8 protein-coding genes and 1 pseudogene are annotated in these 14,865 nt (G+C 40.0%); 7 read left to right on the top strand and 2 right to left on the bottom strand.

The annotated features are described in order from the left end of the window. The 7 genes and pseudogenes from F0460_RS05010 to F0460_RS04980 all read left to right on the top strand — a co-directional run. Window positions 1–1,430 (top strand): annotated as a pseudogene (locus F0460_RS05010) (hypothetical protein); the annotation flags it as partial. A 99-nt stretch (window positions 1,431–1,529) separates the two neighbouring features. Next, entirely contained in the window at window positions 1,530–4,112 is a 2,583-nt protein-coding gene (locus F0460_RS05005) for a tropomyosin (RefSeq protein WP_150010898.1), read from the top strand. Window positions 4,113–4,303: 191 nt separating this feature from the next. Then, window positions 4,304–6,835 carry a DUF11 domain-containing protein gene (locus F0460_RS05000; RefSeq protein ID WP_190304097.1) on the top strand — a complete coding sequence of 844 codons (2,532 nt, stop codon included), beginning with the start codon at window positions 4,304–4,306 and terminating at the stop codon, window positions 6,833–6,835. Between the two features lie 5 nt (window positions 6,836–6,840). Then, window positions 6,841–7,353 (top strand): hypothetical protein, encoded by a 513-nt coding sequence (locus tag F0460_RS04995; RefSeq protein ID WP_150010894.1) that lies wholly within the window; start codon window positions 6,841–6,843, stop codon window positions 7,351–7,353. 79 nt (window positions 7,354–7,432) lie between these two features. Continuing rightward, a complete protein-coding gene (locus tag F0460_RS04990) occupies window positions 7,433–8,680 on the top strand; it encodes a gliding motility-associated C-terminal domain-containing protein (protein ID WP_150010892.1) in 1,248 nt (415 codons plus the stop codon). Between the two features lie 11 nt (window positions 8,681–8,691). Next, on the top strand, window positions 8,692–9,615 hold the full coding sequence (locus F0460_RS04985; protein WP_150010890.1) for a PorP/SprF family type IX secretion system membrane protein: 924 nt from the start codon (window positions 8,692–8,694) through the stop codon (window positions 9,613–9,615). Between the two features lie 11 nt (window positions 9,616–9,626). Continuing rightward, complete coding sequence (locus F0460_RS04980; protein ID WP_150010888.1) at window positions 9,627–11,588, top strand: OmpA family protein; 1,962 nt, start codon at window positions 9,627–9,629, stop codon at window positions 11,586–11,588. 302 nt (window positions 11,589–11,890) lie between these two features. Here the strand turns inward: F0460_RS04980 and F0460_RS04975 are convergent, their stop codons facing one another. After that, window positions 11,891–12,868, bottom strand: coding sequence for an alpha/beta hydrolase family protein (locus F0460_RS04975; RefSeq protein WP_150010886.1), 978 nt, complete (start codon window positions 12,866–12,868; stop codon window positions 11,891–11,893). A 165-nt stretch (window positions 12,869–13,033) separates the two neighbouring features. After that, the gene (locus F0460_RS04970; RefSeq protein ID WP_150010884.1) at window positions 13,034–13,381 is read right to left on the bottom strand and encodes a helix-turn-helix domain-containing protein; all 348 of its coding nucleotides are present in this window, start codon (window positions 13,379–13,381) and stop codon (window positions 13,034–13,036) included. Window positions 13,382–14,865: the final 1,484 nt, after the last annotated feature.

The raw sequence follows: 14,865 nt of genomic DNA, 5'->3' as shown, positions 1-14,865 counted from the left end.
CAAACGAAGCGATCACCATTGGCGGCAGTGACTTTATCGATGTAACGGGAAGCGGCACAGCAATCGATCCATACCAAGTATCGATCAAAGAAGGCGCAGCCAACTCTATGTTGATCACCAATGTAGCAGGCGATGTAGAATGGGCAAGCTTATCAACCATTGTAAAAGCAAACGAAACGGTAACCACGTTGGTTAACAACAACGACGGCACGTACACTTATACAAGCGAGAACGGCACGGTAACCACGGTAAACATTCCGGCGTCTATCGTAAACCAGTTCAACGACATCGTCAATTCGGGACCGGTAACAGTAAACGGCAACACCTATACTACGATAGAAGAGTATTTGGAAGACGTTGTAGCCACCAACGAAACGGTAACCAACCTTACGTATGATGCAGCAACAGGTATCGCAACGTACACGAACGAAGCAGGTACGGCACAAACGATCGATTTATCGGATGTTGTGGACAACTTCGAAACAGTAACTACAGTAGCAGTAAATCCAACCACAGGATTATTTACTTATATAGATGAAGCTGGAGTAACCAACAGTTTAGATTTAGCTGCCTTGGTAAAAGCACAGGAAACAGTAACCACTTTGGTAGACAACAACAACGGCACGTACACTTACACAAGTGAGAACGGCACGGTAACCACGGTAAACATCCCGGCGTCTATCGTAAACCAGTTCAACGACATTGTAAACAGTGGTCCTGTAACGGTGAACGGCAACACCTATACCACGATAGAGGAGTATCTGGAAGACGTTGTAGCCACCAACGAAACGGTAACCAACCTTACGTATGATGCAGCAACAGGTATCGCAACGTACACGAACGAAGCAGGTACTGCACAAACGATCGATTTATCGGATGTTGTAGACAACTTCGAAACGGTAACCACAGTAGCAGTAAACCCAACCACAGGCTTATTTACCTATGTAGACGAGAGCGGAGTAAGCACTGTACTAAACTTAGGGGATCTGGTAAAAGCACAGGAGACATTGACATCAATGGTTCAGAACGATGCTACAGGTGTTATTACTTATACTCCTGAACGCGGTACCCCTACAACGGCAGAGGTAGTAAGTGCCGATGCAGGTAACGAGATTACAGTAGGTACAGATGGCGGTGCATATTATAAACAGGCAAATACGGTAGCAAGCATTAGTGCAAGCCACACCGTTAGTGCAGACGATGACACTTTGTTAATTGATGCTTCCGGTTCGGGCTTAACAGTTACGCTTCCTGCTGCTGGTGATAATAATGGTAGAATATTAATTCTGCGTAAAATGGACGGATCAGGTAATATTATAACGTTAAGCGAACAGATAACTTTAGCCAACGGTGTAACTTTTAACCAATTCAACGTACAAGGTACTATGCGTATTCAGAGTGATGGAACAAACTGGTATAAGATAGACTAATAAGTTCTAACTATAAGAAAATATGAGGTTTAACCTTTGTTTTCTAACCTCTGAAATATAAAAATCTCTACTATTATTATAAATAAAAACATACAGGTTATGAATAAAGTAACTAGAAATATAGCAGCACTTATTGCATTTGGTCTTGGAACTGCATCAATAGGATTTGCACAGGTAACACAGCAAAAAATAGGGAATAACCCTACATTAATTAACCCTAATGCAGCTTTAGAAGTAGAAAGTGCTAATAAAGGTATTTTACTTCCTCGTCTGGGTTTAACCGCAACAAACAGCTTTGCACCATTGGCAGCACACGTTGCAGGTATGACAGTGTATAACACGGCAACAGCAGGTACGGCACCAAACAATGTAACACCGGGCTACTACTATAACGATGGTACGCAATGGGTGCGTGTTGCAACAGGCGCCGATGCTAAGACAGAGCCTTGGCGTGAACAAGCTACTACCAATGAAGCTACGGCCAATTCTCAAAACATTTACCAGACAGGTAGTGTGGCAGTAGGCGATTTCAGTACTGCAGCTTCAACCAAAAAAATGGAGGTAAAAGGAGATTTCAAAGCAGAGGTTACAGCTGCTGGTGGAGTTGCTTATGGTACAGAAATTAGTCATCCTGTTAATCCGAATGGAGCTATGCACTATTGGTTAACGTCACCAACTAACTATAGAATAGCATCGGCAAATGCTCAAGGAGCAATATTACAAGGAGTTTCAGGAACAACTACAAATACAGTTGCGGCTTCTGATATTAAATCAGAAATGTCATCTTTAAATGGAAGCAATTCCTTATCTGCTGTAAGAGCTGAAAATACAGGTAACTTTTTTATGGAAAGTTATAATGTTTCAGGCAATTTTGGTTCAACTTTATCGTTGCAAAATGATGGTTTGCGCTTACGACATACCAATACTAATGGAGCAGCCGATCCGTTCCCGCTTAACAATAGTTCGGAGATTTTCGTTCAAAAAGCAAACGGGGTACGCTTTAATTTCAGAGATGCCGCAGCTGTTCAAACAGGGGAATATTGGTTTCCAACAACCACTGGTACTGCAGGTCAGGTCATGACCCAGACTGCAACAGGAAAAATGGTGTGGGCAAGTCCTTATGGACTTGTAACAGAAGTAGATGGTGTGATTGGTAACGAAGTAACTAATGCTACTACAAATGGCGGTTTAACACGTGCTGGTGCAGGAACTACGGCTAGCCCTTACACTTTGGGCTTAACACCTGGATCCGCTACAGGAAATGTAATGACTTGGAATGGTACTGCTTGGAATCCGGCGGCGCCTGTTAATATTTACAATGCAAACGGTACTTTAACAAGTAACAGAGTAGTAAATTTAGATGGAAAAAGCTTGAGGTTTACTTCACCAGAAAGAGATATTTATTTTGATAATAATGGTCGTATTGGCACTGAAGCAAAAGGGACTTGGGATGCAGATATCTATGCGAGTTCAGGTGCTGGAGCTACTTATAACCGCTTTGATATTCAGTCTTTTCCAACTGGTGAGGTTAATTTAACAGCAACAGGGGCAGTTGGACAATTAGCTATAGCTACCCATCTAACAACAGATCCATCTCCGATAACATTTTCAACAAGTCCAGGTGGTGTTTCGGGAGTAGAAAGAATGCGTATTACAGGTACAGGGAATGTTGGTGTGAATACCGATACCCCTTCGGAACAATTAGACAATGCTGGAATTACAAGATTAAGAAACCTTCCGCTAAATGGTGCTACTAATGCTATTAATACCACGGTTGCAGGAGATGAGTCCTCAAGTCAAGATCAAACCTTTACAGCTACCAGAACAGTAGTGGCAGATGCTAATGGTGTATTAGGGACTGTGGCAGGTTTACCTGCAACTCCTGTTAACATCTATAATGCAAATGGTACACTTACAGGCGCAAGAACGGTAACTACAGCAAACAACAATTTGACTTTTGCCGGAACAGGTAGTAGTGTATTGATCGCTACCAATGCAACCGAAGGAAGAGTTACAGCTACAGGAACTACTAGAGGATCTATCACAGTTACTGGAGGAAACTCTATTGTAGATGTTTATGCTGATAATAACCTTAAAGGTCAGATTGCTGCAAGAGGTACAGGAACTACTGGCTTAGATATACGAACAGAAGGAACTACGCCTTTATCTTTCCTAACCAATAATGCCCAAAGAATGCGCATAACACCAACAGGCGAAGTAGCCATTGGTGCAACAACAGCCCCATCATTTGTGGTAGGTGGCTCAACCATTCAACCTTTATTACACGTAGCTGGAGATATCTCTACAACAGGTAAGCTTTGGACTACCAACAGTGTGTATGCCGATTATGTATTCGAAGACTATTTCAATGGTTTCTCTAAAATCTACAAAGACTATAAATTCAAATCTTTAAAAGAAGTGGCTCAGTTTATTAAAACCAATAAACATTTACCGGGTGTTACACCAATTAGCGAAATTACTGTAGGCGAAAATGGATATACTATTGATTTAACCCAGCTTTCAATGCAACAGTTAGAGAAACTGGAAGAGTTGTATCTGCACGTGATCGAAATGAACGATACACTTAGCCAAAAAGATATTGAAATTGACGCACTTCAACACAAGACAAACGAATTGGAAGAACGCTTGAAAAAACTGGAAAGCTTATTAATTAAGCAATAAACAAATTCAGTTAGAAATACATTCAATTAATCCTGCTCTTCCCGAAAATAATGGAAGAGCAATTTAAAGTGTAAATTATGAAAAGCTTTACTTCATTTAAATTGTTAAATATCTCCTCTAGCCAGAGGAGAATAAATAGATCCGCTAAAATAATTATTCGTCTGTTTACATATCTTGTATGTAGTTCACTAATGGTTTTCGGATCAGTTGTTAATGCACAAAGCATTATCAATCCTGATTTTGAGACATTTTCATCTTGTCCTACAGCACAAAGTCAGCTAATTAGGGCTACAGGTTGGACACAGCCTACTACATTTGGTAGTACTGATTATATGAATGTCTGTACACCTCCTAGTGGTACAAGTATGACATTAGCCCCTCTGGTATTAACTGCCCAAAACGGAAGTGGTTTTGCCGGTGCGTTCATGGAGCTGAATTATAATAATGGTTCCACTACCCGTTATAAAGAGTATCTTACAAATAAGCTTTCAGCTCCCTTGGTAGCAGGAGTAACCTACCGTTTTTCCTTTTATGTTGCACATTTGTATGGTACTACTTCACCTGCAAAATTTGCTCCTTCGGATATTTCGTATGTTGACCTTCCTAGTGCGGAACAAGGATTTTTAGGAGCTGTATTTTCTACCGTCTCACCAACTAATAGTAATATTGAAGCTGCACCTCCAGGAAATGCTGCTTCTATAGTAAATAGTTTTGGAAGTGGAAGAACCTTGATACCTGCAAGTAATGCAAATGTTTATGGTGCTGCATCTCGAAATGCTTGGGTAAAGGTTATCTTAGAATATACAGCGGTGGGAGGTGAAGAGTATATGACCATAGGTCAGTTCAGACCTGGAGCAACTGTAATAACAGATAAACAGGCAGTTTACTATCTTTTCGATAATTTTTCAGCTTCTTTAACGCCCCCTACAATTCTTAGCAAAAGTGTATCACCTGCCAACATTCCGTCGGGTGGAACGGCTACTTATACTTTCACATTAAACAATATTAATGCAGCGAGTATAGCCCAAACGAATCTGTCCTTTACAGACAATCTACCTAGTGGTTTACGCTTGGCAACAAATCCTAACGTAGTTGTTACAGGTTTGACAGGCGGTACGGTAACAGCAGTTGGCGGAAGTAATTCTATTGTGGTAACAGGGTATAGTCAGGCTGTCAATTCTATTGCAACAATTACGGTTAATGTAACCAATATGCCCGGCCAGGGAAATGCAAATTGCAACAGTAACCCAGCGGCATTTACCAATACAGCAGCGAATATCACAAATATAAGTGATAGCATTAGCAATAACGTTGGTGATGTTTGTCTAGTAGTATCTCCAATTCCATTTAATTGTGATAATCAAATGTATTTATTACAAAATGCTAATACCGGGCTGTATAATGTGGTCACTTCCACAAACCCTTTCTCTTTCCCTATCATAGGTTCCGCAGCAGGATATCAATACAACGCTTCTGGTTTTAATCCAATCGATGGTTATATCTATGCGATGAAGACTTTTAGCAACGACCTTCTTAGAATTGATGCTTCGGGTGTAATTACAGATATGGGAGCAATTACAGGTCTGCCCGCTGTAACAGGAACAACTAACTATAATAGTGGGGAGATAGATAACCTTGGAAACTACTATATCAAACCCGTAGGAGCTAATTCTACCTTATATAAGGTAAATATCAGTACACAGACAGCCACGGCAATCGTACTAAATCAATCTACGATTCCATCTGATTTGGCATATAGTGTACCTACAGGACTATTATATGGTGTAGGAACCGATGGTAGGTTGTTTTCTATTAACCCTGCAAATGGAAATGTTACTTTTATAGGGACTTCTCCTGGAGCAGCCACTTTCGGTGCGCTCTTTGGATCAAGCACAGGTGGAATTTACGGTATCAATAATCTTGGAGATTTTTTTCAATTTAATTTAACAACGGGAGCCAGGACAAATATTTCAAGTGCCCCGGCAAGTGGGAATAACGATGGAGCTCACTGTGTTACTGCTCCAATTACTTTTAGTGCTGATCTTTCTGTTACACAAACAGATAATTCTACTACTTATACACCAGGAACAAATAAGGTGTATACGGTAGTAATAACAAATAACGGCCCTTTTGGAGTGCTTAATGCTAATGTTTTAGATAATTTGCCGGCAGGTATCCCTAATGCTAATGTTAGCTACACAGCCGTTGCTTCGACAGGTAGCGCTACAACAGTTACAGGTACTCAAATTGGAGCAATTAATGATTTGATATCCTTACCTGTAAATGGAACAGTTACTTATACTATTACAGTTTCAGTTCCCCCTGTATTTACTGGAGATTTGATAAATACAGTTACTGTGACTCCACCAAGTAGCATAGTAGACAATAATTTAAACAATAATCAGGCAACAGATATTAATACAAATGGTTGCACAGAACCTGGTGCGTTCGATCAGCCAGGTCAACCAAGTTTAACAGGAATCTCTGATTTAGCAGGCTTTACCGGTGGTACAACAGGTTGGCCAGCGAATGTGAATAATGGTCATATAGTGATTGAATCGAAAAACAAAGGTTTTGTAATCACCAGAGTAAGTTCTTCTGCAGCGATCACAAGCCCTGTAGAAGGGATGTTGATTTATGATATCGCCGCATCATGTGTGAAGCTATATAATGGAATTATCTGGAAATGTTTAGAAAAAGATTGTAATCCTCCAACTAATTAATTATCATGAAAAAATACTTCACATTATCAATTTTAAGTTTAGGACTTTGCTTTTCAGCTACTGCCCAAACAGCTATAGGAAAAAAGACAGCAGACGGATCTTCGGTTTTAGATTTTGCATCGGGTACTACCAAAGGCATTATTCTGCCTGCAGTAGAGACCTTACCCGCTACTCCGGCAAATGGAACGTTTTTATTTGATAAGGTTTCCAAAATACTAAAAATGTATCAAAATGGAGCTTGGGTAAATCTTTCCGGTGTGGGCGATATTGCCGGAACAGTACCCATTGCGCCATATAGTGGTACTGTTAACAACGGTAAGCAAACGGTAATAGGATCCAGAGCTACAACGGTAGACGGTGTATTGGTATTGGAATCTGCAAACAAAGCCCTGGTTTTACCTAAAATTTCTAATCCGCATTTAAATGTAAAAAGCCCTTATCCGGGAATGATGTGCTATGACACCAATAGAAAAGCACTGGCAGTATTTGACGGTTTGGTTTGGAATTATTGGAGATAGAACATTAGTTTAAATTATCTTAGAACTTAAATAAGTACGGAAGTGTTAACAAGTTCAAGATTGAATAAATAGAGAACCTATGAAAAAAGCATATATACACCTGTTTGGAATACTGCCTTTATTAGGCAGTGCCCAAACAGTAAACCAGGGGATATTAAAAGTAGATCCGGGCACCGAGGTATCGACTTATTTCGATTTCAAGAACGAGTCCACGGGCGATGTCTTGAACGACGGGTCGATGCACTTTTACGGACATTACAATAACGAAGGTCTTTTCAGCTATACCACCAACAGCCGTACAGGCTATGTGGTATTTGAAGGACTGATGCCGGGCATGCAGAAGATCGAAGGAACTTCACCAAGCAGCTTTTACGACGTGCTGTTCAACAAAAGTGGCGCAGAGCACAGCTTTCATTTAACCAACGATATCGCCAATGCCGGTACCGTTAACCTTATGAACGGGGTTGTGTTAATGGACAAAGTCCAAGGCGGAGCCTTTGTATTTTTAAAAGGCGCACGACACATCAACACATCAGACCGCAGCCACGTAAACGGTGAAGTCACCAAAAACGGCAACGAAGGGTTTAAATATCCAATTGGTGATGGTGGATACTACCGCTTTGCAGGCATCTCTGCACCCGCACAAGAATCAGAGATCTACACGGGCGAATACCTGTTTGAAAATTCCAACAGCAAATACCCGCATGCAAGCCGAACAGGCGTACTGCAGGCAATAGACGATAAAGAATACTGGATCATCAACCAAAGCGTAAAAACCGACAATTCGGTAATTGTAACCCTATCATGGGATACACGTACCACGCCACCAAGTTTTACGGCGAACCCTGATCTGCTACATGTAGTACGCTGGGATGAAAACCAGAAACTGTGGGTAGACGAAGGCGGTATCGTAAATCATGCCGACCAAACAGTAACCACACCAGTAAAAGTAGACGGATTCGGAATCTTTACTTTAGGAACGATCAAAAAACCACTGATCAATCCGGGCGAAGTAGTCATCTACAACGGAGTAACACCAGATGGCGACGGTATGAACGATTATTTAATCATCGACAACATCAACCAGTTTCCAAACAACAATGTAAAAATTTACAACCGTTGGGGACGCCAGGTATACGAAACACACAGTTACGACAGCAATGGCAACGTGTTTAACGGAACCGCTCAAGGCAAAGCCATTGTCAACCAAGGTGAAAAACTACCAACAGGAACATATTACTACGTAGTGGAATATCTGTACGATCGTGACGGACAAAACCAGTGGGTTAAAAAAGTAGGTTACCTACATTTAGAAAATAACGATTAAAGCACAAAGCAATGAAAAAAACAGGAATAATAACGGCCTTGTTAGCTTTAGTAAGCTTTACATCGGCCCACGCCCAACAAGACCCACAGTACACGAACTACATGTATAACACGATCAACATCAACCCGGCGTATGCAGGAAGCAGGGGAGCGTTAAGCATCTTCGGACTACACCGCAGCCAGTGGGTAGGCTTGGAAGGCGCACCAACGACGAACTCGTTTTCGGTAAACACCCCGATTGCCGACAGTAAAGTCGGGCTTGGAGTAAGCTTTGTCAACGATGCTTTGGGAGTTATGGATGAAAACACGTTAAGCGTAGATTTCTCGTACACGTTAGATTTAAACAACCGCGGCAGCAAATTAAGCTTCGGATTAAAAGGATCGGCGAATTTACTGAATGTAGCGTATTCGGATCTTAACAAATACAACCCTAACGATCCGCAGATTTTAAACGATGTACAGAACGAGTTCACACCGAATATCGGTGCAGGTATCTACTGGCATACCGAAAAAAGCTATGTAGGATTTTCGGCACCAAGCTTTTTAGAAAGTACAAGATACAACAACAACATCCAAAGTACCATGCAGCAAAAGATGCACTACTACTTAATGGCAGGTCACGTATTTGAAATCAACCCTACGTTGAAGTTCAAACCGGCCTTTTTATTAAAAGCAGTAGAAGGCGCACCGTTACAGGCAGACATCACCGGAAACTTCCTGGTCCACGACAAGTTCACCATTGGTGGGGCTTACCGTTGGGATGCCGCATGGAGTGCCTTGGTAGGTTTCCAGGTAACCGACGGCATGTTCATAGGTTACAGCTACGACAGCGACATAAAAGCATTACGCAACTACAACAACGGCTCGCACGAGATCTTTGTACGCTTTGAATTGTTTAACAAATACCGCCGCGTGAACTCGCCGCGTTTCTTCTAACACCAAAGGATATGAAAAAAGGGATATACACAGCCGCCTTGTTCACCGCCTTTTTACTGGGGAACACGGGCGCACAGGCACAGGCAGGCTTAAAGAAAGCCGATAAAGAACACGACCAATGGGCATATATAGATGCCATCAGCATCTACGAAAAAGTAGCCAAACGCGGTTACGTAAGCAAAGATTTGTTAGAAAAGTTAGGCGATGCCTACTACTTTAACGCACGTTATGCCGAAGCCGAAAAGCACTACGAACGCTTATTTACCGAATACGCAAGCGAAGCACCTGCAAGCGAGTATTACTACCGCTATGCTCAAACCTTGCAGCACACCGGCAAAGAAACCGAAGCCAAAAGCTATTACGACCAATTTGTAAGCAAAGCAGGCAGCAACACGCAGATTGCACAGATAAGAAAGAACGAAGCCGAACTTAAAAAGCAGATTCAGGCAAATTCCGGCCGATACGATCAGGTAAACAACCTGGCAACCAACACGCAGTTCGCCGATTACGGCAGCTACGTGCACAACAACCAGCTGTACTTTACCAGCGCCCGCGACACGGGCAGCTTGCACAAACGCGAACACACCTGGACGGGCGATGCCTTTACCAGTCTGTACAGTGTAGCCAGCACCGCAACAAAAGACGACAAGGTAACCCGATTAAAAGGCAAGGTAAAATCACCTTTGAACGAATCAACGGCAGTGGTAACCAAAGACGGAAACACGATGTATTTCACCAGAAACAACTACATCGACAACGAAAGAAAGTACGATTCCAACAAAAACACCAACCTAAAAATCTACCGCGCAGAAAACGTAAAAGGCAAGTGGGAGAATGTAACCGAATTATCGTTCAATATGGACGGATACAATACGGCACACCCAACCTTAAGCCAGGACGAAGCAACGATGTATTTTTCAAGCGATCGTCCGGGTGGATTCGGAGGATCGGATCTATGGCAGGTAGCGATCCATCCATCGGGAGTCTTTGGCGGACCTGTGAACATGGGATCGGCGATCAACACCGAAATGCGTGAAACCTTTCCGTATGTAACCGAAACAGGCGAATTATATTTTTCAAGCGACGGACGCATCGGATTAGGCGGATTAGATGTTTATGCTACGAAGTTAGACAGAAACAGCAATCCGAGCGAGATCCACAACGTGGGCGCACCAATCAACGGCAATGCAGACGATTTTGCGTATTATATCAATCCAACCACCAAACAAGGCTTCTTCTCGAGTAACCGTGACGGAGGTAAAGGAAACGACGATATCTACAGTTTTTACGAAAGCAAAGCGTTGCAGTTAGAGTGTATTCAGAAGTTATTGTTAACGGTAGTAGATTCTAAAACAAGAAACATCATACCCGATGCCAACGTAACGTTGTACGACAGATTGTACACTGAACTGGGAACAAGCAACCGCTACCAGAACGACGGCTACGTTTTCAACAACGAATTCAAGTGTGGCGAAGGCTACCGTTTAAAAGTAGAAAAGAACGAGTACACCACCAAAGAAGACTTTGTGCAGATGAACAAAGAAAGCGGCGTAACCGAACATACAATTGTATTGGAACGCGTGAAAACTCCGGTGAAGAAAGGCGACGACTTGTTTAAAGTATTAAAACTGAACCCGATTTACTTTGATCTGGACAAATACAACATCCGTCCTGATGCAGCAGCAGAGCTGGCGAAAGTATTGGCGGTGTTGGAAGAATACCCGACAATGAAGATCGACATCCGTTCACATACCGACAGTCGTGCATCACACAAATACAACGACAAGTTATCAGACGGACGAGCGAAATCAACCCGAGAATGGTTGATCTCACAAGGCATCGAAGCATCGCGCTTAAGCGCAAAAGGCTACGGTGAACGTCAGTTGATTAACGAATGTGCAGACGGCGTGAAGTGCAGCGAAGAAGCACATCAGGCAAACCGCAGATCAGAGTTTATTATTCTGGAGATGTAAGAATCAGAGAACCTTATGAATTTTAAAAGCGTTACCATTTGGTAGCGCTTTTTTTATTTTCGATATTAATATAAAAATGGTAATCTTATTGATGCTGAAACCAGATAGAATGTTTTTTTTGCTAGTGAACGATTAAACATCGCAAAATTAAATAGCAAGTAAATAGGTTTTTGGTCGATTTTCTGGATACTTAGTAATAAAAAAGCAGTAATCCTAAAATTACTGCTGGAATATCTTAGACAACAGGCTTTTACCTTGTTTTGCAGACAACACGGAATATTAATTATTAGCCATAGTTTTTATTAATTAAACCATTTAATTATATCTTCAATGGCAGACTTCCATCCGTCAATATCTGGTTTATCAGAAATATTAAAAGAATGGTCCGCTTTTTCAATGACTTTAAGTTCTACTTGTTTCCCTTTAGATAGCAAAGCTGTGTAAGAAGAAATAGCATTTTCCGGATGTACAGCTTTGTCTGAAGTCCCCTGTATAATTAATATTTTTCCATTGTAGTTTGCCAGTTCGTCAATTACTGAAGTTTTTAACATACTTGACCAGCGTAAGTAGGTAAATCCCCAAAACATTTTGTCAGTGCTATTGGGATTTGCTAAAATATCTTTCCATTTATCTGTGAGGTATTTTATCCTTTGTTCGGAAGTAGGCATATTATGTTCTTTTGTACTAAAAAATGTTCCGTCGTCAGCAAATTTATATAAACTATACAATTGGGAAAGACCTTCTCCTGCCATAACGGCTACGTTGGAAATTTTGTTTTTCATGAGGTTAGCTACCCTTGATGCAACAATTCCACCTTCAGAATGTCCTGCAATCAGAATTTTAGTTGTATCAATTTTTTCATTTTGGGTGGTATAGTTAATAGCATTTACAATACTATTACTAAAACTTTCGAGGGAAAATTTGGTGTCAAAATTTTTAGATGGTCCTGATTGTAGATACTTTACTCCAGGTTTTTCAACAACTAATATCCGGTATTTTTCCTGGCCTGCATTATACCATGTCATATGTCCGTATTCAGGTCTTATTTGTCCGTTTTGATATTTTGTAAACAGAGAATTCATTCCCGAACCCTGCACATATACAATTAAGGGCAAATTAGATTTACTCGATGTTACGGAAAGATAGAATGTTGTAGTATCTTGATTAGTTTTAAGTTCGTACTTGTCATACGGCAGGTTGGGTAAGAATTCAATCTTTGCTTTCTGTGCGAAAAGTGAATTTGTCAGCAGCAAAAGTAATAGAATTGTATTTAATTTCATTTTGTATCCTGTTGTTTAAAAATTACAGCTAACATTTAGTATCTGAAGTTTTTATGATTATCTATACTATAAATATTAACCTGAAATTACTTTCAAAACTTGAGTTTTCTGCGGTTTTTCCATTTGTTTTTTAATATAGAGTATTGTAAAATTTTTAAGTATATTTTAATTAATAGGTTCAATTTTCATTACTTCGCTCTTGATTACTTTAGTTCCTGTTTCATTATAAGTTTGCTGTACCGTTACTTTTATTTTATCGTATCCCGGAGTAGGAAACTTCAATAAATCTGAAATATTATTAAAACCAAAGGCTTTAGCTAAAAGGGTCAGGTGACGGGTAGCGTATTTGTGGCGTTGTGTATATGACTCTACATTACTTACAAAACTTTTAGCAACACCCATTTTTAGACTCAATTCATCCTGTGTATAACCTTTGCTTTTACGTAAGTGCTTAATATGATTAATTAAGTCAAAATCAAATTGCGAAGTTTCAAAAATAATTTCTTTTATCATTTTTATTAAAATATTTAACCCAACTTGTTGGGTTTTTAAAAAATATTGTTATATTTGTGTTAGCGAATTGATAATGAGTCTGCAAAGACAAATTAAAACGATGTTATCTCGAATCGAAACGACCAATTTTACTATCGAGAGTATCGTGAAATCGCTCCATGTCTTAAAAGTTTTTGTACTTTCGTATACGGCATGGGCGGTTTTCACATATGCTTTAGGTAGTAACTTTTTAACCTTTAGGTTTTAAAGCTGGGTTTGGTCGCCCTCGGTACTAAAGTGTGAAACCGTTCCTTGCTTTTTTCTGCAAAGAATTATTCATACTCCGTAAACATCGTTCCATAACCACATAAAATCTTAATTTATGAGAACGAAATTTGTACATACAGCCATAACCCGTCCGCCTTAATGCGGTACTGAACTTTTCCTTTTTGTTGCTCCTGCACCAAAAGTTATATAACAGCAACAGGCTTACCGTGTGGTAGAACTGCAATAGTTCGTCATACACAAAAGCCAACGCCGTATATAGTGTACCTTATTGCTTTGGCACCATAGAGATAGGACATTTTAACTTATAAACTCGCACTTTAAAAGTATTGCCTTTATTTCTATTTTCCAAATCAAATGTTTAATTAATAAGGTCGTAACGCAGGAGCTTCAAAAAGATTATTATGAATAATATTATCAGCGTTACAATACAGTAATACTTATTATAGTGCAGAGTTCTTGATTGAAAACAAAATAGTCTAAGTAGGAAATGAAGCGCTATTAAGTTAAAACAGGCTCTGACAATAGAATAGTAACAAGCTGAAGAATTTAAATGAAAACAAGGATTGACTGTAAACCAGCGGTATGATGTTTTGATCGAGCGTCGAACCGCTGCATGAAGCGTAATCAGATCGGGGTGTAAAGCACCGTTTCGATCTGGTAGCTTCAAAAGTGAATTTCGACCGATTAAAAAATCGCCGCAAAAAAAGACTTTTGGTACTTTTTGTCTGTAAAAAGTACAGAAAAAGAGATGATTTTGAAGCATTTTGACAAAATGCCAAACCGAAAAATATTCTAAATCTCAACAGCGGGGATACTAAGTAGATACTGTATGGATAAAGCATAGATAGAGCATGAACTAGATTTTCGGTATAAACAATAAAAAACAGTAAATTATTCTAAATATTTCAATTTAGTCAGAAAATACGGAAAATTCAAAAAAGGAAAAATCGCTGTTTTTAAGAAGAAAAAACAGTTAAAGATAACAAATTAAAAACAAACGGTAAAAATACTTTTTGACCGTTGAAAAGGTAAAGTCTTGATTTTTTGGTTCGTTTTGCATCAAGGCAAATGAACAATAGAAATTCTGAAACTGAAAAACTGAATTAGATGCTGCATCGTAGTGCAGCATGATTAAGTGAAATAGTACTATCTTATTTTTGATTGAAAATTGAATAGTATAATTAGGAGGATTAAAGCGCCATTAGTTCATAAAACGA

Origin of the sequence: Paenimyroides baculatum (genome assembly GCF_008629655.1) — a bacterium.
GTDB lineage: Bacteria > Bacteroidota > Bacteroidia > Flavobacteriales > Flavobacteriaceae > Flavobacterium > Flavobacterium baculatum.
This window is presented reverse-complemented; position numbering and strand designations above follow the sequence as displayed.

What these genes read in the sequence shown, in the direction of transcription:
- F0460_RS05005 (WP_150010898.1), top strand. Translation starts at nt 1,530, where the DNA reads ATGAATAAAGTAACTAGAAATATAGCAGCACTTATTGCATTTGGTCTT.
- F0460_RS05000 (WP_190304097.1), top strand. Translation starts at nt 4,304, where the DNA reads ATGGTTTTCGGATCAGTTGTTAATGCACAAAGCATTATCAATCCTGAT.
- F0460_RS04995 (WP_150010894.1), top strand. Translation starts at nt 6,841, where the DNA reads ATGAAAAAATACTTCACATTATCAATTTTAAGTTTAGGACTTTGCTTT.
- F0460_RS04990 (WP_150010892.1), top strand. Translation starts at nt 7,433, where the DNA reads ATGAAAAAAGCATATATACACCTGTTTGGAATACTGCCTTTATTAGGC.
- F0460_RS04985 (WP_150010890.1), top strand. Translation starts at nt 8,692, where the DNA reads ATGAAAAAAACAGGAATAATAACGGCCTTGTTAGCTTTAGTAAGCTTT.
- F0460_RS04980 (WP_150010888.1), top strand. Translation starts at nt 9,627, where the DNA reads ATGAAAAAAGGGATATACACAGCCGCCTTGTTCACCGCCTTTTTACTG.
- F0460_RS04975 (WP_150010886.1), bottom strand. Translation starts at nt 12,868, where the DNA reads ATGAAATTAAATACAATTCTATTACTTTTGCTGCTGACAAATTCACTT.
- F0460_RS04970 (WP_150010884.1), bottom strand. Translation starts at nt 13,381, where the DNA reads ATGATAAAAGAAATTATTTTTGAAACTTCGCAATTTGATTTTGACTTA.